At 39.9% G+C, this 19165-nt stretch carries 18 protein-coding genes; 10 read left to right on the top strand and 8 right to left on the bottom strand.

Annotated elements, in window-relative coordinates; genetic code table 11:
* From FCR06_RS30620 to FCR06_RS30610, 3 genes are all read right to left on the bottom strand, one after another.
* Positions 1 to 291, bottom strand: a 291-nt coding sequence (locus tag FCR06_RS30620; RefSeq protein ID WP_138506525.1) for a MarR family winged helix-turn-helix transcriptional regulator, incomplete at its 3' end; no start/stop codon positions are given.
* Positions 292 to 310: 19 nt separating this feature from the next.
* Positions 311 to 1165, bottom strand: coding sequence for an ABC transporter permease (locus tag FCR06_RS30615; protein WP_138506523.1), 855 nt, complete (start codon positions 1163 to 1165; stop codon positions 311 to 313).
* Positions 1122 to 1973, bottom strand: coding sequence for an ABC transporter ATP-binding protein (locus FCR06_RS30610; protein WP_138506527.1), 852 nt, complete (start codon positions 1971 to 1973; stop codon positions 1122 to 1124). Before FCR06_RS30610 ends, FCR06_RS30615 begins: the two co-directional genes overlap by 44 nt.
* Positions 1974 to 2275: 302 nt before the next feature.
* On the opposite strand from FCR06_RS30610, the gene FCR06_RS30605 reads away from it, so the two are divergent.
* The 6 genes from FCR06_RS30605 to cobJ all read left to right on the top strand — a co-directional run bounded on the left by FCR06_RS30605 (position 2276) and on the right by cobJ (position 6693).
* Positions 2276 to 2461 carry an ATP-binding protein gene (locus FCR06_RS30605; RefSeq protein WP_138506522.1) on the top strand — a complete coding sequence of 62 codons (186 nt, stop codon included), beginning with the start codon at positions 2276 to 2278 and terminating at the stop codon, positions 2459 to 2461.
* 166 nt (positions 2462 to 2627) lie between these two features.
* Positions 2628 to 3158 carry a universal stress protein gene (locus FCR06_RS30600; RefSeq protein WP_138506520.1) on the top strand — a complete coding sequence of 177 codons (531 nt, stop codon included), beginning with the start codon at positions 2628 to 2630 and terminating at the stop codon, positions 3156 to 3158.
* A gap of 417 nt (positions 3159 to 3575) precedes the next feature.
* Positions 3576 to 4013, top strand: coding sequence for a hypothetical protein (locus FCR06_RS30595; RefSeq protein WP_138506518.1), 438 nt, complete (start codon positions 3576 to 3578; stop codon positions 4011 to 4013).
* A 137-nt stretch (positions 4014 to 4150) separates the two neighbouring features.
* Positions 4151 to 4540: a hypothetical protein gene (locus FCR06_RS30590; RefSeq protein ID WP_138506516.1), complete on the top strand. Its 390-nt coding sequence runs from the start codon at positions 4151 to 4153 to the stop codon at positions 4538 to 4540.
* Between the two features lie 219 nt (positions 4541 to 4759).
* The gene (locus FCR06_RS34025; protein ID WP_223280364.1) at positions 4760 to 4927 is read left to right on the top strand and encodes a hypothetical protein; all 168 of its coding nucleotides are present in this window, start codon (positions 4760 to 4762) and stop codon (positions 4925 to 4927) included.
* Positions 4928 to 4968: 41 nt separating this feature from the next.
* Complete coding sequence (gene cobJ / locus FCR06_RS30580) at positions 4969 to 6693, top strand: precorrin-3B C(17)-methyltransferase (RefSeq protein ID WP_138506514.1); 1725 nt, start codon at positions 4969 to 4971, stop codon at positions 6691 to 6693.
* Positions 6694 to 6797: 104 nt separating this feature from the next.
* On the opposite strand, the gene FCR06_RS30575 is transcribed toward cobJ, so the two are convergent.
* Positions 6798 to 7970: a helix-turn-helix domain-containing protein gene (locus FCR06_RS30575; RefSeq protein ID WP_138506512.1), complete on the bottom strand. Its 1173-nt coding sequence runs from the start codon at positions 7968 to 7970 to the stop codon at positions 6798 to 6800.
* Between the two features lie 1657 nt (positions 7971 to 9627).
* Between FCR06_RS30575 and FCR06_RS30570 the strand changes: the two genes are divergently transcribed.
* Both FCR06_RS30570 and tsaB read left to right on the top strand, forming a co-directional pair.
* Positions 9628 to 10371: a hypothetical protein gene (locus FCR06_RS30570; RefSeq protein ID WP_138506510.1), complete on the top strand. Its 744-nt coding sequence runs from the start codon at positions 9628 to 9630 to the stop codon at positions 10369 to 10371.
* Positions 10372 to 10696: 325 nt separating this feature from the next.
* On the top strand, positions 10697 to 11344 hold the full coding sequence (tsaB, locus tag FCR06_RS30565; RefSeq protein ID WP_138506508.1) for a tRNA (adenosine(37)-N6)-threonylcarbamoyltransferase complex dimerization subunit type 1 TsaB: 648 nt from the start codon (positions 10697 to 10699) through the stop codon (positions 11342 to 11344).
* Between the two features lie 256 nt (positions 11345 to 11600).
* Here tsaB and FCR06_RS30560 read toward each other — a convergent pair whose 3' ends face one another.
* Positions 11601 to 11810, bottom strand: a complete 210-nt coding sequence (locus FCR06_RS30560; protein ID WP_138506506.1) for a hypothetical protein — start codon at positions 11808 to 11810, stop codon at positions 11601 to 11603.
* A gap of 553 nt (positions 11811 to 12363) precedes the next feature.
* On the opposite strand from FCR06_RS30560, the gene FCR06_RS30555 reads away from it, so the two are divergent.
* Positions 12364 to 12801 (top strand): DUF6918 family protein, encoded by a 438-nt coding sequence (locus FCR06_RS30555; protein ID WP_138506504.1) that lies wholly within the window; start codon positions 12364 to 12366, stop codon positions 12799 to 12801.
* 179 nt (positions 12802 to 12980) lie between these two features.
* Here FCR06_RS30555 and FCR06_RS30550 read toward each other — a convergent pair whose 3' ends face one another.
* Together FCR06_RS30550 and FCR06_RS30545 are read right to left on the bottom strand one after the other, a co-directional pair.
* On the bottom strand, positions 12981 to 17273 hold the full coding sequence (locus FCR06_RS30550; protein ID WP_138506502.1) for an ATP-binding protein: 4293 nt from the start codon (positions 17271 to 17273) through the stop codon (positions 12981 to 12983).
* Between the two features lie 142 nt (positions 17274 to 17415).
* Positions 17416 to 17673: a hypothetical protein gene (locus FCR06_RS30545; protein ID WP_138506501.1), complete on the bottom strand. Its 258-nt coding sequence runs from the start codon at positions 17671 to 17673 to the stop codon at positions 17416 to 17418.
* 821 nt (positions 17674 to 18494) lie between these two features.
* Here FCR06_RS30545 and FCR06_RS30540 point away from each other — a divergent pair.
* Positions 18495 to 18791 (top strand): hypothetical protein, encoded by a 297-nt coding sequence (locus FCR06_RS30540; protein WP_138506499.1) that lies wholly within the window; start codon positions 18495 to 18497, stop codon positions 18789 to 18791.
* Between the two features lie 89 nt (positions 18792 to 18880).
* Here the strand turns inward: FCR06_RS30540 and FCR06_RS34475 are convergent.
* A partial coding sequence (locus FCR06_RS34475) for a transposase (RefSeq protein ID WP_138503730.1) occupies positions 18881 to 19165 on the bottom strand: 285 nt, incomplete at its 5' end.

The following is a 19165-nucleotide window of genomic DNA, read 5'->3' as shown; positions in this document are numbered from 1 at the left end:
CCGCTCTTGAGGATCAGCGATCCGCTCGACAAAGTTGCGTTGTACTAAGCGTTCTATGGTTGCTGATGCTGTGGCAGAGGTGACACCCAAATGCTCTGCCAAGTCAGATAATGAAGCACCAGGATTGCGGTTAATAAATGCCAGCGATCGCAACTGAGGTATAGATAAAAAAGCGGCGCTGTGGGCACGCATATCCGCTCGGATAAACCGCATTACTAATGGAACTGTTTCCATTACTCTGGCAGCACATTCTTCGGAAGTTGTACCTTGAGTAGGTTTATCCAAGGTCATGGGATTGTTGTTCTCCTGATTACATCGCCACCCGTGGATAAAGTCGTCCACTAATGATGGCTAAGATTATTAATGTTAATAAGAGAATTGTACAATCCAGACCAAAGCCATAGATGCTAGTGCCTCTGAGCAGCATGGTGCTCCGTAAGCCATCAACCTCATAAGTCAAAGGATTTAAATGGGAAAGGAATTTTAACCAATTGGGCATCAAGGAAATGGGATAGATGGCATTGCTAGCAAAAAACAAGGGCATCGTTAACAATTGCCCAATACCCGTCATTCGTTCTCGCGTTTTCACCAAACAGCCAATAATTAATGAAAAAAGACAAAAGCAAGCCGCCGCTAGCAACACCAACACTAGCACTTGCAGAATCGCTAGGGGATGGAGGTTGAGTTTAACACCTAATAAAAATGCTAATCCGTAAATGACTACTACCTGTGATAAGCACCGCACTCCACATGCCAGTGCTTTACCCAAAACCATCGCCATACGGGGTGTAGGACTAGCTAAAAATTTATGTACAATCCCTAAATCTCGCTCCCAAATCAACGTTATCCCACCTGTGAAAATTGCCACAAACAGGACACTCTGAGCCAGAATCCCAGCAGAGATGAAATCTAAATAAGGTACGTTTCCCGTAGGAATGGCGCGAGTCCGGGAGAAAACTTGCCCAAAAATTAGCAACCATAAAGCTGGTTGCACAGCTCGAACTATTAAATCAGTGGGATCGTGGCGTAGTTTACGTACTTCCAATTCAGCGATCGCTAAGGTTTTGGTAATTAGCTCGATAAATGCAGAGATGAAATTAGCTCGGCGAGTAGGTTGTACCTTAACCCAACCGTTGGGCAGTACGTCTGGTTCTTGCTGTGTCACGGTAGTTGACTCCTGATGTTAACTGGTCGCCTGTGTAGTGAATAAAGACATCATCCAAAGTTGCGTTAGGTTTACCCAAAGAGGCTTTTAAGTCCCTTGGTGCGCCTGTGGTCACGACTTCGCCTTGTTGCATAATCGCTACTCGGTTACAAAGACTATCCGCTTCTTCTAAAAAGTGGGTTGTTAAAAATATAGTTGTGCTGTAATCAGCACAAAGTTGTAGCACGAGTTGCCATACTTGAGTGCGGGCGATGGGGTCTAGTCCGACAGTCGGCTCATCTAGAAATAAAATTTGGGGTTGATGCAAAATCGATTGGGCAATTTCCAATTTGCGGATCATCCCACCAGAGTAGGTTCGTACTAAGCGCTTGGCTGCATCTTGCAAACCCATATACTCTAGAATTTCACGGATGCAGCGATCGCGTCTTTTGGCAGGTATTTCATAAAGCTTGGCGAAGATTAACAGATTTTCGTAACCCGTGAGGCTACCATCAGCAGATAGCGCTTGGGGTACATAGCCGATAGCGCGTCTGACAGGATCCGATTGACGAGTCACATCATAGCCAGCTAAAGTTGCTCTCCCTGCACTAATTGGCAGTAAAGTTGTCAACATTTTAATTACTGTACTTTTACCTGCCCCATTCGGACCCAGCAGCCCAAATACTTCACCTTGTTCCACAGATATGCTCAGGTTATTAACAGCAGTTAACTTGCCAAAACGGCGCGTCAGTCCCTGAGTTTCTAAAATCACTGATTTTGACTCGCTAGAAGGTTGCCAGAGATTAATTTTTCCTGTAAGTATTGTCACAAGTTTCGATGCACTCATTTATGTTAGATTAACTAACTATTAGCTTGTCAAAATATTATGGTTAAGTCAATACTTCGCTCACAGGAAAAATTGGCCAAATGCAAATAACTTACTGAGTATAAAATTAAAAAATATAGATTTATTACTTAAATACGTGAGTTTTCCCTACTCTGTGAAAACATGAATCAATTTATTGCTATTTTGAGGATGACTAGTAAAACTTATCTAATAATTGCATTTTGGACATTTAGGCACATTTCTATTTGCTCCAGACTCACCCAATCGCCGCGCTCTGAAGTTCCTTGCTTCAAGGAGTCCATGTCAATCAGCAGACAATAGATAGGGTAACAATCGGAACTTCTAACGGGCTAAATGCCCCGCTACCGCTAGCACCACTCAATACTCAATGCATTGCCATCATCATCTGGGACACTGGCATTGGCACTCCAGATGATAAATTAGAACAAATCTTTGAGTCTTTCTTTTGAGCAAATCGAAGGGTCTGCTGGTCAGCAGTATGGAGGGCACTCCACAGTTATTGAAAATAGTGTAAACTGTCACCAAACATAGTAAAGGGATTGCTCGTTTTTGACAATCTAACATCTGCAAATCCGAAATCGTCAAGAGCAATTACCAATAGAACTGGAGGTATATATGTTTAAAAAGATTTTAGTTGCATTAGATCGCTCGGAAATAAAGCAAAAGGTTTTTGACCAAGCATTGAGTTTAGCAAAGTTAACACAAGCTAACTTGATGCTATTGCATGTCCTATCACCAGAAGAAGATGGTAGCCCTTACATACCTTCAATGTCAAATTTTGACTATTACCCAGAATTGAGTACTCAAAACTTCGAATTATACCAGCAGCAGTGGGATACTGTTAAAAATCTAGGTATCGAGATGTTGCAATCTTTCTGTGCCGAAGGGAATACAGCAAATCTGACTACGGAATTTACTCAAAATATTGGCAATCCTGGTCGCCTTATTTGTGAGACAGCCCGTAGTTATGGGGCTGACTTAATTGTTATGGGGCGTCGCGGTCGGTCTGGGTTAACGGAATTATTTCTCGGTAGTGTGAGTAACTATGTCCTTCACCATGCTCCTTGTTCAGTACATATTGTGCATCTTTCAGTTATCGATAATAAAGATGAGCTTATTAAAGAAAATACAAGTACTTCAGGTTGAACTAAGTATCATCATTGTAGAAGTCATACCTAACTAAATTTAAAAACTTTTCTTTTATGTGAATTTAATTTTAACTATCACAAAACTTGTAGCATTTTATAAAGTAGTTAATAGAGATATAATATTGGTGTTTGATTTCATCAAAAATTCCACATATTTTAATTTTCCATAACTCTTTGACAAGAGTGCTTTTTCGCTATCACGCTATCTTCAATTGATTGTTTATAAAATATCATTGAGAGCGCAAGAAGTGGAGCGTACCACTTCCCTGCTGGGCGTAATTTATAATTCATAATTAATATAAGTTTCAAATTATTCTCTGCTGTAAGTAACAAAAAAGGGATTATTTATTATAGTTAATTGAGGGCAGATAATTTTAAATGTTTTGGCTTAGTTGGAAGGCAACACACATTTTTTATGATACCAACTTTATTATTAACTTCTTTCTTATTAACTGCTCAACTAGCTGATCCAGATAAAAAATTTATTGAGTTAAAAAATAAATTAGAAAAATTTGGATTTCAGATAATAATTAAACTACCACCAAAGCGAGGCGCTTATGGTTTATTACAAGAAGCTAGTAAAAAAATTTGGATTAATCCAGTAGTTTTTGAGCTAAACATCGGTACTCAGACCCTAACTCATGAAGCTGTTCATGCTGCACAAGTATGTGCGGGAAAAGGAAAAATAAAAACTTTAGGTTTAAATATTCAGCCTATCAATTATGCTCGACCATTTTTTATGCGCTATACCGATATCCATAGGCAAGATTTAGAAAGAGAAGCTTATGCAGTACAAACTCAACCTAATAGTTTTGAATTGGCTATGTCTCTTCTTGAACAACACTGTAAATAATATAGAATTATAGATAGTTTATTATATTTACATCCAGTTTAATTTTTATAATTATTTATTTAACTAATTATAACGATAATCTCTTGAGAAACTTAAAATAAGCGATACACTAAGAAAAATTCCTTGAGGAAATGTTGATGCCACGGTCAAACGGAGTTAAAAATGAAACTTCTGCACAGGAATTGCCTGCAATTTCAGATCAAGATACAGTAACAATTGAAGAGGAGCTTGAACCAGTAGAAGATGGCCAAGATATTGATGATATCTTGAACTCGTTAAAAACCTTACTAAGTTCTTTAGAAAAGCTCCAAAAAGTCCGCCAAGAAGTGGGCGACATCAAACCTTTGATTGGGCGGATGCTGGATGGAGAATTGATTAGTGGTGAAGAACTTGAGCAACTCAAGGCAGGTGTGAGCAGTCTTTCTCGCCTCGTTCGTGCATACAGTGACCATCAAGCAGCATTGACTAAAGCGCAACCTGCACGAAACTTACTAGACCAAGTACTTAAAGAGCGTAAAGCTAATTGATATTGGGCAAAGAAGGAGTGTCATAGAGGTGGGGAGATTTAAAAAGCTTCTCACCTCTTTACACTTTCCACACTCCCTCATCTCCCCTCACTCCTCACTTCAAATCATTATTTGTTGAAACTCCTATCAGACCAAATGCACGTCAAACAAGCTGGGATATTGTAAAGGCACTGTAATTTACATTGCCCCTGTTAACACAGGCAGTTTACGATAATTAGTATGCAAGAACGAAAACACTACTCACGCACCCCAATCACTGAAGCTTTGATTGATATACAAGTTCAACTTCCACAAGAAGTTAAACTTGATATTTTGGTGCAGGTATACTCAAGCATTTGCAAGATTATTTATGCGCGTTGTTTGCCATCTTCAATTCCACGTTTTTAGTAAGAGTAAAAATACTAATTTAATTAATTTGTAATTTATTAATGATGAACGTTGCACCCGCCATTGTAATACTAGGTCAAAATAGCGTAGCAGTAGCACACAAAATAATCAGCGTCCTACCAGGAACGACGTTATACGGTTTAGAGGGTCGCACGTCTGGAGTTGATGTCAGCTTTAAGAATTTTGGCGAGACGCTGCGGGAGTTATTTGCTCAGGGAACACCGTTGATTGGAATTTGTGCAGCTGGTATTTTGATTAGGACGCTAGCTCCGATGCTCTGTGATAAAGGACAAGAACCACCAGTGCTAGCTGTGGCTGAAGATGGTAGCGCTGTTGTTCCTCTGTTGGGCGGACTTGGTGGAGTAAATGATTTGGCACGCCGGATTGCTCAAGCGCTTGAGATAAAACCCGCAATTACCGCCACAGGCGATTTACGTTTGGGCACAGCGCTGTTATCTCCTCCCCCCGGATATCATTTAGCGAACCCAGACGATGCAAAAAAATTTATCTCAGATTTGCTAGCTGGGGCGCAAGTCAAGCTACAAGGTACAGCACCTTGGTTGAGCAATAGCAAACTGCCTATAGATGCAAATGGAGATTTGACCATTCAGGTTACAGAACGCTTAGTGACTTCTGCACCTAACTGCCTTGTCTATTATCCTGCAACTATAGCGATCGCCATTGATGCCATCATTGATGTAGACCAAACACTAGCCTTAATACACCAACTATTAGCTGATGCCGCACTAGCAACCGCATCAGTCGCAGGCATATTTGCACCCATTACCGCTGCTACCAATCCTGCCATCTACGCCGTAGCTAGCACCTTGAAAGTACCTGCTCGCTTTTTTACCTCAAATCAGCTAGAAAACTTACTTTCACAAGGTTATAGCCCCGCCCAAGCCGTAGTAATAGCAGCTACAGGCGCATTTCCCATATCTTTTTCTGGTCACATGGCGATCGCCATTGCCCAAAAGCCAATTGACCCCAATACCATTGGTCAACCACGCGGACGGTTAGCGATTATTGGTACAGGCCCCGGTGGTCAAGAGTGGATGTCTGGGGAAGTCAAGGAAATACTTAAATCGGCAACTGATTTGGTGGGTTACAAAACTTACTTAGATTTAATCGGTTCTTTCGGAGATGGGAAGCAACGGCATGAATCTGATAACCGCCAAGAAGAAGCACGGGCAAAGATGGCGCTTGATTTAGCTGCATCTGGGCGATATGTAGCTGTGGTTTCATCTGGTGACCCTGGTATCTATGCAATGGCAACAGCAGTTTTTGAAGTATGCGATCGCTATCCTAAACCGGAATGGGAGAGTATCGACATTCATGTAGCACCAGGCATCTCAGCCATGCAGGCAGCAGCAGCAGCTATTGGTGCGCCCCTTGGGCATGACTTCTGTGCAATTTCTCTTTCTGACATCTTAAAGCCTTGGTCGGCGATCACCCAACGAATTGCTGCTGCTGCCGAAGCTGATTTCGTAATTGCTTTCTACAACCCTGTTTCCAAAGAGCGTACTTGGCAACTGGCAGAAGCGAGAAATATTTTGTTGCAATATCGAACTTCGGATACACCAGTAGTCTTAGCACGAAATCTCGGCAGACCAGGACAAATTGTGAAAGTAATAACACTTGAGGAGTTAGCACCAGCTACCGCCGACATGCGGACAATTATTCTTGTCGGTTCCACAAAAACCCGAATTATTAACCGCTGCAACGGTAATGTTTGGGTTTATACACCGCGTCGCTATACTGAATAATCAGATGCCCAAGTTTGATATGAATTCCTAATTAGTAATACTCGCCTGTTTTTGGGATTGCTTCTCTTTGGTCATATTGACGGTTATTATAACGACCCATTTAATTAATCTAAAGCTCTCAAAATAATATGTTTTTTTAAGTCTAAATCAATTACACCTTGTTCTTGTAATTTGCCCATCAATCGAGTAATTGTAACTCTTGTAGTACAACAAGCACTAGCAATATCTTCATGAGTTAAACGAACACTCAAGCGAGTTCCATCTGGTACAGTTTCACCGATTTCTTGTTTCAAAAGTTCTAATAGATAGTGGAGCCGCTCTTGTACTCTTCTTCTGCCAGAAATGACTAAAAAAGATTCTGTTTGCTGTAATCGGTGATTGATTTTTGGTAAAAGAGTATGACTCAAAGTTGGCGAAGCTGCTACTTCTGCTACGTAAAGTGATACCAATTTAACATCAGAAAGAGCTATTGCTTGGTAAACATTTAGAGAAGTCAAACTAGTACCAAAAACCATTCCTGCTGTTGCTAATCCTAAGAGTACTTCTTCGCCTGTTTCGCAATAAGTACTTAACTTGACTAAACCCTGGTAAACATAGCAAATGACTAGTGGGTTAAGAGGAATAGTTTCTCCTTTAGAATGTTTATGCACAGGATACTCAGAAAACAGCTCGCTGCTATGATTCTTAACTACTGCTGATTCAAAAGATTGACGCTGAGAAATATTACGTAGCATCCAACGTAAAGAGGTGGCTTTCCCTTGCAGATTACGGACAACAAGCACTGTCAAAGCTGCATCAAACAACTCGCCATGACTTTGTTGCAAACGTATTAACAACTCTTTAGCTCTTCCTGATTGCGACAGTTGAATGAGTTCATCACAAACCTGTTGACGTTCTTCAAGAGGGACAAAATTAATTATTAATTTGCCCACAAGAAAATTCTTTGAAACATTAAACAATTTAGCTGCTGTGTGGTTAGCTTCTTGAATAATACCTTCTGTATTCGTTATTAAATAGCCGTCTGGTGCCAACTCGAATAAGTCTTGGTAGTGTTGGCGTTCTGCTTCTAGCCAATTCCGTGTTTGTATTAATTCCTCGTTTTGTTGATACAGTTCCTCTGCCGCTAACTGCACTATCTTTGAGGTGCTATAGAGTTCCTTAAAAGCGTCTGGCAGAAGATCTGATGGAATCCAAGGCAATACGCTAGCAGTTTGGTATAAATCTGCTAAACGCTTGTGCAATACTTCTGCGCGTTGGATAAACTTTTCTATATTCACCTTAAATTCCCGCTACTTACTTGCAGAGGTTGGGTAAAAAATCTACTTGGTAAAGACTTGGTATTGCAGCATCTCTGATTTTGTTGAGTGAAAAATTCGATTTTCATGAAGCTGCAATTGTTGTTAACTTGAATTGATAATAGTACCTTTATAAAGATTTTCTATTATCTATATACGACAAAACTATATATAATTCAGTTTTTAAATAATACATTTAGCAATTAAATTTAGATACTCAATGTAAATTGAATGTAGAAACTACTTAGTAAACACTGAATATTTTTGGTACGCTTATTACTTTTAAAAAAACAAGCTATAACATTTTGCTAAGTATTACTTCTACCTTTGGTTAGAGGATTTCCTAGCTCACATAAGTAGTAAGCCAAAGGATGCTGACTTGAGATTATACTAATGTACGAGCAACCCCAGCACCGAGCCAAATTTTGACTAGCAAATAAATTAGATTCGGTACGATACTCCAAAAATCCAGGATTTCAACCTTAAATTGTGATTGTTGTTTAATCCACTTTCTCACTCCTTCAATGATTGAGTACTAATAATAATTGTTTCTATTATTACCCAACTTCCATCACAAGAATTAAGACACTACTACTAAAGGTATACAATATAAGTTAAGTTTCTTTGTGTCTCTGGATACGTTTTATCTCAAAAATTATATCAATGGATATCTTTGTAATGTTGACAAAAATAAAGCTACAGAAAACAAGTAGTGGTCAAACTAATACATCTCAAATTGCAAAATATAATAATAACGGCAACATAAATGTATATAAAAATATATAAATATTTAACAATTCTCCGCTTCTTTAGTTAGAAGATAAATAAACTATTAAACTGGTGTATAACAATACATAACTGTTTATCAACGCATAATTTACCAGGAGTGATGCATAAAGTATTAATAATATCAAATTCCGTCATCAGTTTTTATTTACTTAATACTTATAAACCTAAAAATTCTCTTAATTTGCAACAATTACAAACTATAAATACCCTAGTTTTGATATAACTTAGAAATTTTGTTTTTTATGAATGATTGAGAGTGCTAGGGTTAAAATTATTCCTAATTTGATTCTTTAATAATTTATTATTCAATAAAAAAAGACCACCTGACCTTTGACTTTTTTTGACCATATAAAACTTATATTTGATTGGATGAAATATACTTAGTGGCGTGGCAAACCTTAAATGTTGCAATAAAATTTCTTGTGGGGTGGGCATCCTGCCCGCCTCGGACGGGCGAGACGCCCATCCCACGAGAGTCACGCTTAGAGGCTATTTCAGCTTTGCCACACCAGTAGGGTATGTTATATTATGGGCTAACGCACCAAAACCTTGATGTGGTGCTGTACTCTCGCCGATAACACACCCTTATATCTTAGGTTTTTTCAAAAATAAAATCTGATTGCTATAGGTAAAACGGTGTAAAAAAACAAAACTATATTAATAAAAATTAGATAAGCTTAAACCTTGTTTAATCGTGCTAATTGTCTCCTGCCTTGTGTTCGACACGCTACGCGAACTGCCTCATCAGAACAATAAATATTCACACCAACTATTCAGAGTATTAAGAGTTAGCAATTACTGAAACTTTGTGATATCGTTTGTTTTTAAACATGTTAACCACCAAAGTTCAATGATTTATTGTCCTAAATTGCCAAAATATCTAGTATTTTTGTTTTTATCAGTTACATTAGCTGCTGACTTTCCAATCCTGCAAGTCTTTGCCCAAAGTAGTGTACAGTCATCTATCGGTAAAGGTGTGACATTTACATGCAATGACACAGAGACAACTATCAAAAGTAAAAATGGCCCGAAAGTAACTGTGGGGCAAACAACTATTTACATTGGTTATCAGCAAGTATCATCTCAAAACAAAGACCCTCGAATCGTCAGTTTTCAGAATGGTCTCAAGAAATGGTGTCGCACTGATTACGAAACAACGAATGATGATGGTACAGGCTACGGACTACTTTGGAATGGAGGAAACGTTTTGTATGGTGTTTTCTCATCCACAGGTAGCCAGCCTGGTAATGATTTTCGACGCTTTGCTACTGGTCGTTGGCTACCTAGTTATGGAAGTGGTGGCGGGCCAAAAGTTGCAATTTTAGCAAAAATTAATCCAGACAATGGTAGCGTTTACTATGCCACATTTCTGACTGCCAAAAAGGCTGATGATGGTAAAACGAACTCATTAGTTGTCACCGGATTATTATGGAATGGCATCAATTTGACAGTGAACGCAGATTCGTGGTGGACTCCCCGTCGTGCTAATACAAATCCGATGACTTGTTCTGGTTCATCACCTTATAAATATACAGGCATATTCATTGGAGATTTAACTAGAGTTAACTCAGCTTCAGCAATTAGCTGTAGTTAAAATAATTAGTAACGCTATGGGTAATTCGTAATTCATAATTACTGTTGCATTAGAGTTTTAGACATTTTGAATGGATGGCGTGATTTAGCCGCCCTGTGCTAGAACAATTATTTGGCGATCGCATTTGTTAATACTTATCTTATGATTAGGTAATTACCTTGATGTTTAGCGAGAGAAAGTACACGCAAAAACCCTCCATCTCCCGCCAAAATCACCCAAAGGTTGACAAAAAAATACTTTTAGCGTTTAATGTCTTCGGCAAAATATGAATAATTTGCAATCAGGTCGGCTGAGAATAATTATTATTTAGTATAAATTTATACTTATGTCAACCCAAACTACTACAATAAAATACGCTTTATCACTACACACTACGACTCCTGAATTAGGTATAGCAATTAGTAATTTTGCAGGTGAGACTCGCTCTCAAATTTGGAATTTAGGACGCGATTTATCTAGTTTAATACATCAATATTTAATTGAATTTATCAAACCACAAACTTGGACAGATTTGTCTTTGATTGCAGTTGCAAAAGGCCCTGGTGGCTTTACTGGCACTAGAATTGGTGTCGTTACTGCCCGAACGTTGGGGCAACAATTAGATATTCCTGTATTTGCAATTTCAACTTTGGCAGCCGTAGCTTGGTCACAAGCAAGCAAAAGTCAGAATCCCAAAACTCTCGCTGTCCAAATGCCAGGACAACGAGGCCAAATTTTTACTGCTATTTATCAGCTGATGCCAGATGCTTCTGGGCTAATAGCTTTATTACCAGATACAGTTATGACACCAGAAGCATGGCAAGAAACTTTAGCCAATTGGAATACTAGCTATCAGTTGATTCAAGCCGAATCTGGATTAGCCCAAACGGTAATAAGTATTTTGGAACTAGCTGAAATTGATTGGCAACAAGGCAAATCTCCTAACTGGTCAGAGGCTTTGCCTTATTATGGACAACATCCGGTTGAAGTTTAACTCAACTAGCTGCACTGAACTGCGATCGCTATAAGTCTACGTTTTTGATTTTATGGTGTTGATATTTTCTCAAGTTAAAGTAAAAAATTCGGCGTTCCTGAATCAAGGAATGAAAATTAGAAATTCAATCTCTCAAACTCTTACTCTCTGCGCCTTTGTCATGGAAAGTTCTTATTGGAGGAAACCTCCGCTCAGACTTTCCCCTGCGTCTGTGCGTGAGACAAAAATCATCCCACTGATCAGCAATGCCAAAAATTCAATCATCCAACAAACTCATCAACGCTTGTAATTCTAGGTCAGGTGAGTCTGATAACTGATCCTCTAACTCTAAGAGTTGAGTTTGTAATGCTGTAACTACATTTACCATGTCAGATTCTTGTGCAATTTTTAGCTGACTTTCTTTGATTCTGATTTTTCTCAGCAGTTCGTTTACAGTAGAAATTGAATCATAATTTGGAGAAATCATAGCCTTACACCTACTATAAATTACAGGAGTAAAGTTAAACTTGCTACTCACACATTGTCTCGCATCGTTTAAATTTTAAGTAAAAATTGTACATGCTATTGGCATCAACTTGTCATCGCAATAATTTTTTTATTCAAAAGAGTGCAGGACAAAAATAAATAACGCTATTGGCATATGACTTAATAGCCATTAAGCTATGATAATTGTCTATAATTGCTATTTGCCATCGCACCACTGCTTACAAAATTCTCAACAATTGGTTAAGCATCATCTAACATGTCTATTAGTGTTTTATTTAAACTTTGAATTTGTAATATAAAACAATACAAATTCAGATGATATATTTAAGTATATTTATTTAGGAATACCTTTTTAATGTAATACTAAGACCACACAATTAAGTTATATCTAACTTTCAGACAACGATTGAACAGCACAGCAAGGTTATCTTTAGGACTGGTAATGGCATCTCTATAACCATTTTCTTTAATTTCCTGCTTGCAAAAAAATTAGTCGAATGAAAATTAAGTACTGAATTCTCAGGAGGAGTGAAATGGGACTCAGCGACGAACTTTTGAACCCAAACAAAAAAGCTATGGTCGTAGAAGATTGTTGCAAGATGATCGAAACACAAGTTGCGTCTAAGTCAGGTATCAGCGGTATAGCTCTGAAAGCTGCCTTCGGTGCCTTAAAGGGAGTCAAGCCTGGATACATTGCTTATGGCGTTGAACAGCTTTTGCCCCAGTGCTTGACGGCGCTCGATCCCATTTGGAATGAAGGCGTGGGAAAGGGCGACCCGGTAGGGTATGTGATTGCAAATTCCTCATCTACAGCAGACGCGCTCTTAAGCGTAACTGACGCGAAGCTGAAAACTGTCAAACGCCAAATCGTCCGAGGAACATATGAAAAACTGCGTGGTTCAGCCAAAAAACACGTTGAAGAGGCGGTGCCAGACTTAGCTAATATTATTGACAAATATACTAAGGGATGAGGTAGTTGGGGAGTATAGGGAGATGAGGAGATGGGGAGCAGGGGGCAGAGGGGAAAATTCTTAGCTCTTAGGTAAGGACTTAAGACTCCTTAGTCAACGAGAGCCAGTGTGTTGAGCGCCTCTGCCGACTTGTTCGTGTAGCGTCTCCGACAGGGTAAGCAACTGGCGTTCATTACTCTCTACTCCCCACTGCTACCAATTAAAGTAGCAATTGCCATGATTAATTCCTCTGGTTCGACGGGTTTGGATATATGCTTTTGAAACCCGGATTCGAGTGCTAGTTGCTGGTTAATTTCTCCTGCATAAGCAGTAAGAGCGATCGCCACAATCTGTGTCCCTTGCTCTGCCTGCAATGCTCTAACTTGACGCATCAGCATGTAACCATCTGTTTGTGGCATCCCGATATCACTCACTAAAATATCTGGTTTTGATTGTGCCAAGGCTTCTAATGCTTCCAAAGCCGAAGACACAGAGGTGACATTTGCTCCGGCTTGTTCTAGGACGAATGTGTGGAATTCACGGGTATCTACGTCATCGTCCACAACTAAGATTTGAATGCCAGTAAGAATTTCAATCGCAGGACAAGCATCTAAATCAGTAGTATTGATGTCTTGTTTTACGGCTAAATCTTTTTTGATTATCGGTAGCCTGAGTGTAAAACTAGCTCCTTGCCCTTCACCTAAACTTTCTGCCCAAATCGTTCCCCCATGTAGTTCTACTAGATGACGGACAATTGCTAACCCTAACCCCAAGCCACCAAACTTGCGGGTTGTTGTGCTATCAGCTTGACGAAAATATTCAAACACGTAAGGCAGGAATTCGGAACCGATTCCCTTGCCTGTATCACTCACAAAAATTTCAGCATGATTGTCAATACGCTGAAGTTGAATTTCAATTTTTCCACCTTCAGGAGTGAATTTAACAGCATTCGATAACAAATTCCAGATTACTTGTTGTAAACGGCTGGAATCACCCAGAATTTGCTCTACAGAAGCATCTAAAATTTTCTGAATTTGAATATTTTTAGCCTCTGCTGCCAGACGCACTGTCTCTAATGCTGCATCAATCACAAACACTAGGTTGACAGGAAGCATGTTGAGGCCGAGTTTGCCTTGTAAGATGCGAGAAACATCAAGTAAATCTTCAATCAGTTGAGCTTGTAATTTAGCATTACGCTCAATCGTGGCAATAGCTTTTTTGAGTGCGGCTTGGTCAAACTCACGCGTCAGTAACAGATTTGCCCAACCGAGAATCGGATTGAGTGGCGATCGCAATTCATGGGACAGTACTGCTAAAAACTCATCCTTGATCCGGTTGGCTCTTTCGGCTTCGGTTCTKGCAGCTTGCTCAAGTTGCAACAGGCGATCGCGTTCTGACTCTGCTGCCTTGCGTTCGCTAATATCAATACACGAGCCGATGTACCCTAAAAAGTCTCCTTCGGGAGTAAACCTGGGTACACCAACATCAAAAATCCAGCGGTATTCGCCATCAAAGCGTCTAAGTCGATATTCCATTTCCAACCTTTGACGGGCATCAAAGGCGTTTGCATAAGTATTTAAGCAATATTGCAGATCCTCAGGATGCACTCCTTGAGTCCAACCATTGCCCATTTCTTGCTCTATGGTTCGCCCAGTGAAGTCCAACCAGGAATTGTTAAAATAATTACATATTTTATCGATACCAGACATCCAAATCAATGTTGGTGCTGAATCTGCCATTAGCCGAAAGCGTTCCTCACTCTCTCGAAGTGCTTCTTGTGCTTGTTTGCGTAAGCGCAGTTCTTCGTATATATCACTAATATCTGTAGTAAATATAGATACTCCTTCTGCAAAGGGATAAATGCGATTCTCAAACCAGCGATTCCATTTAGGATAGAAGTATTCAAAACGAACAACGGTCTGTTGGGCGATCGCTCGATGAACCTGGATATCAAACTCGCTCGCTACAATATCTGGAAACACTTCCCAAATGCTCCTACCTAGTAATTCTTCCTTTGAAAGACCAAGAACTTCTGTTACTCGCTGATTAACAAAGGTGTAGCGCCACTCGCAATCCAGCACAAAGAACTGGTCTTGAATACCAGCTAAAACTGTCTCCAGGTGTGCTTTTGCGACCTCAGTCTCAATGCGTAACTCTTGTTCGCGTTCCATTGCCTGCTGTCTCAGACGAGCCATTTTTATGGCTGCTTCTACTCGCACTAATAATTCACGGGCAGAGAACGGTTTAATTAGGTAATCATCAGCTCCAGCTTCTAAACCTCCCGCCCATGCCTCTTCTCCTGCCCGTGCCGACAACAGAATAATCGGAACTTTTCTCGTCTGCGGATCGGCGCGTAATGCTTGTAACAATCCAAAACCATCCAACAAAGGCATCATCACATCTGTCAGTACCAAGTCTGGCAGACGCCGCCGTACAGAATCCAAAGCAGCTAAACCATCTGGCACTGCTTCCACTTCATAGTGCTGACTTAACAATCGCTTGACATAATCACGCATATCAGCATTGTCGTCAGCTAGAAGAATCCGGGATATTGAGGAAGGTGAAGCCTTTGAAGAGGATAAGGGGTAATCAGGATTAGAGATTAGAGATTGGGAAAACTCTTCTCTTGTTCCCTTGTCCCCAGTGTTCTCTTCGGGTAACCAACGCAGAGCTTCTTCTAAATAGGGTGCTGCACCTAATGCAGTTGAAGTTAAGCTGCGAGTCGCACCAATCCGGTCTGGAGGCAAATGAGTGTATCCTGTGGGAATTGACACAGTAAAGCAACTACCTGCTCCTAAAACACTGGTTACTTGGACTGTTCCACCATGCATTTTCACCAATTCTTGCACTAGTGACAAGCCAATTCCTGAGCCTTCAAAAGTTCGTCCTTGCGCTCCTTTGACGCGGTGAAATCGTTCAAACAGATGGGGAATTTCTATTGCTGGAATACCAATTCCTGTATCTTGCACTGACAATTCTACGAATGCAGACGCGTCATTTTCTACCCAGTGCAAATTCACCAAAATTTCTCCTGCTAAAGTGAATTTGAATGCATTAGACAGCAGGTTAAAAACAATTTTTTCCCACATCTGACGATCTACATACACTGGTGCCGGTAAAGGAGGACAATTAACTGATAACTGCATTCCTGCCCGTTCGATCGCTGAACGAAAAACACTAGCTAGTTCGGCGGTGAAAATGGTTAAGTCTGTGGGTTCATATGAAGCTTGAACCCGTCCAACTTCAATCCGCGAGAAGTCTAGCAGGCTGTTGACTAGTTTCAATAAACGCATTCCGTTGCGTTGCACCATTTTTAACTGCTCTTGTTCATTGGCTGGTAGCAGGTTGGCACAATTGGCTAAGGTTTCTTCTAACGGCCCCAACATTAAAGTTAATGGGGTACGAAACTCGTGGCTGACGTTGCTAAAGAAGACAGTTTTGGCGCGATCAATTTCTGCTAGAGCTTCGGCACGTTTGCGCTCTTGTTCGTAAGCTTGGGCGTTGGCAATGCTAGCTGCAATTTGAGCGGCAATTAGTTCGATGAATCCTCTATAATTGTCGTCGAATACCCTGAAGGGATTTAAGCCAGCAATTAAGATGGCAGCTTTACCGCTTTGACCGGATGGTGGGATGGGTACAGCCACTGCTTGATGTGGTGATCGCTGCCATACACCAGAAGGCAAGCTGCCAAAATCTGCTTCGAAAATTTCAACCAACCTTGTTTGATGGGTTGTGATGACTTCCGCAAAAGGCCAAACTGTATCAGAATTGAGCGCAACTGTTTGTGGAGCTGCGATTTGGTTTGGCTGAATGCGGCATGTTCTGGCAAGAAAAACTTGCTCTTGATCTGGATCGACCAAATAAATCATCGCAAAGGGTAAGTCGTAGGGATTGGTTTCCAAACAACTCGCACTCAGCGTACAGGCGGCATCGAATGTCCGTGCGTCTGCTGTTCTAGTTGCTAACTCTCGTAACAGTTTCAACTGACGCTCACTAATGATGCGTTGTGTATCATCTGTGTTGGCGCAGATAATCCCACCTGTGTCGCCCTCGTCATTGGGAACTGGGCTATAAGAAAAAGTATAATAGGTTTCCTCTGGGTAGCCGTTACGCTCCATAATCAGTAACAGCGCTTCGTCGTAAGTGCCCTCATTCTTAAGCATCGCTGATTCTGCTCTCGGCCTAACCTGATCCCAAATCTCTCGCCACACGTAGGAAGCTGGCTGGCCGAGTGCATCTGGGTGTTTGCCGCCAATAATAGCTTTGTAAGGGTCGTTGTAAAGGTTAATCAGTTCGTCGCCCCACCAGACAAACATCGGTTGGCGAGAAGTGAGCATAATCCGCACCGCAGTTTTTAAACTCTGCGGCCAATGCTGTATTGGTCCTAGAGAGGTTTTCGACCAATCGAATTCTCGCATCCGCGCACCCATTTCACCCCCACCGAGAAGGAAATTGCCGTCGGCCTTAGTTGGTGGCGTTGACTTGTTTTTCATTAGTTCCTCTCGATTAGTCATGGGTCGGGTACAAAGCTACAGTTGTAGTCATCTACTCCTGAAAATTCTCTTTTCGTTTATAACTTACTAAAACATTACTGAGTGCCGATTTGAAGGAGCTATTCAGCATCAGACAAAAAGCTTACTCTTGTTGTCTAAAGTTATGTTGCTTGAAGAATTTTACCTTGATCGCCCAACTCCAACTCATTGAGTAAGGTACTAATACACTGCATTGCCGAAGCAGAAGTATCACACGTCGATTTTTCCAACGGTTGATTGTTGGGATAACGCCATCGGCGGCAAACTTTTGTTGAGATAGATTTAATTCTGGCCGCAGGGCACACAGTAGTTTGCCAATATTGAGTTGTTTTGCTACAAGTAGGCCTCTACTCTGAGGCATATCGATTAAAGTTTATAAAACTCTATATATTTTATTTTCTATGGTAAAGATTGTTTTACGTCTATTATTCTTGAGATAGAGATTGTGATTTCAGGAGTTTTTTCCATTAGCTAGGATAGATGAGTTGGTGTTGGGCGATCGCTCCCCAAAATTAGAGCGCAAAACTAATCAACAAGCGAATACGAAAGAACTAGTGAATTATCCGAGCGAAAATTAGAAGTAAAACAAGCTTTATCTCTGGCATGAAGATTTAGTTTATATACTTCACTTTCCTTAAGATTTGCTGTCAATCTAAATCTGTATTTGGCAAAATATTCAATTAGCTTACCATTAATTTAAGTTATGCTTTTAAAAAATAAGAATATTTGATTATTATTTCAAAGTTATTTATCATCTAATTAGTAAATATTCAAACTTTAACAAAATATTTGCCTGTTAATTTATTTAATACCTAGAAATAAGCAAGTTTTCCAAACTAACAACAACTGTGACAAAAAAGCTGAAACCAAGCTTAAATCAGATTTCTCAAGTAAATTAATGCTAAATGAGTTAAAGAATATTTATGAGCTATAGCAATGCAATTTTATTTTTGAAAAAATCTAAGTATATATAGGGTGTGTTACCCAAGTTGTAACACACCACATTAGGGTTTTGGCGCGTTAGCCTACGATAGAACACACGTTACATATATTTCACGCAATTAAATATCAGTCGTATATGTGTAACTTAAAAATCAGCTTTAAGAAAGTAAACCAACTATATCAAGCTCTTATATAGATAGCACACCAGCTTGATTGAGAAATTTACTAAATGTAATGGATATGAAATTCTTCCAAATTACTATAGTGTTATTACTAATTGTGTTCAACTTAGTAATTGCTTCTCCCACTTGGGCAAAAACAACACCTTCCTTAACTACCAATCCTGACTATTTTGAAGTAGGGCAAAAAGTCATTTGGCTTTATAAAGCTCGTGGTGATTCTACTAATATCCAGAGAATTCCCGCAGAAATCATCAAGTTAGGTTCTAAGGAAGTGCAAATCAAGATACACAAAAATAAAAACGAATTTTTAAATCGTTGGGTGAATCCAAATAAGCTGGAAAATTCGCCAAAATAGAGCGAACAGAGAAACTTGAAAAGAATTTTTTATCACATGTAAGGGTGCTATAACTTAATATAAGCCTCAAAAACTACTTACAGCAGTTTTCAAATGAATAGACCACAGTGGGCAAACCAACCCCAAGCATCATCAGAGGAAATTTGCTGATTCACAATCTGAGTTAAAAGTTGATTTAGTGCCTCATGTGTTGTAACTTTTGCTGCTCGCAAACAGTGCTTCAGTTTTGACCAGCATAATTCAATTGGAGATAAGTCAGGTGAGTAAGGAGGTAAAAAGACAAGACGTGCGCCAACTGCTTCAATTGAGTCTTGAATCACCGCAGCAGTATGTACTGATAAATTATCCATCACCACAATTGCTCCAATCCATAA

The organism is Nostoc sp. PA-18-2419 (assembly GCF_005869855.1).
Taxonomy (GTDB): Bacteria; Cyanobacteriota; Cyanobacteriia; order Cyanobacteriales; family Nostocaceae; genus Nostoc.
The sequence above is the reverse complement of the archived record's forward strand: the minus strand, read 5'-3'. Positions and strand labels throughout refer to the sequence as shown.

Bases quoted from the DNA above. Each gene is read 5' to 3' on its own strand.
- FCR06_RS30555 (WP_138506504.1), top strand. From the start codon at position 12,364: ATGGGACTCAGCGACGAACTTTTGAACCCAAACAAAAAAGCTATGGTC.
- tsaB (WP_138506508.1), top strand. From the start codon at position 10,697: ATGTCAACCCAAACTACTACAATAAAATACGCTTTATCACTACACACT.
- FCR06_RS30540 (WP_138506499.1), top strand. From the start codon at position 18,495: ATGAAATTCTTCCAAATTACTATAGTGTTATTACTAATTGTGTTCAAC.
- cobJ (WP_138506514.1), top strand. From the start codon at position 4,969: ATGATGAACGTTGCACCCGCCATTGTAATACTAGGTCAAAATAGCGTA.
- FCR06_RS30545 (WP_138506501.1), bottom strand. From the start codon at position 17,673: ATGCCTCAGAGTAGAGGCCTACTTGTAGCAAAACAACTCAATATTGGC.
- FCR06_RS30600 (WP_138506520.1), top strand. From the start codon at position 2,628: ATGTTTAAAAAGATTTTAGTTGCATTAGATCGCTCGGAAATAAAGCAA.
- FCR06_RS30595 (WP_138506518.1), top strand. From the start codon at position 3,576: ATGATACCAACTTTATTATTAACTTCTTTCTTATTAACTGCTCAACTA.
- FCR06_RS30570 (WP_138506510.1), top strand. From the start codon at position 9,628: ATGATTTATTGTCCTAAATTGCCAAAATATCTAGTATTTTTGTTTTTA.
- FCR06_RS30560 (WP_138506506.1), bottom strand. From the start codon at position 11,810: ATGATTTCTCCAAATTATGATTCAATTTCTACTGTAAACGAACTGCTG.
- FCR06_RS30590 (WP_138506516.1), top strand. From the start codon at position 4,151: ATGCCACGGTCAAACGGAGTTAAAAATGAAACTTCTGCACAGGAATTG.
- FCR06_RS34025 (WP_223280364.1), top strand. From the start codon at position 4,760: ATGCAAGAACGAAAACACTACTCACGCACCCCAATCACTGAAGCTTTG.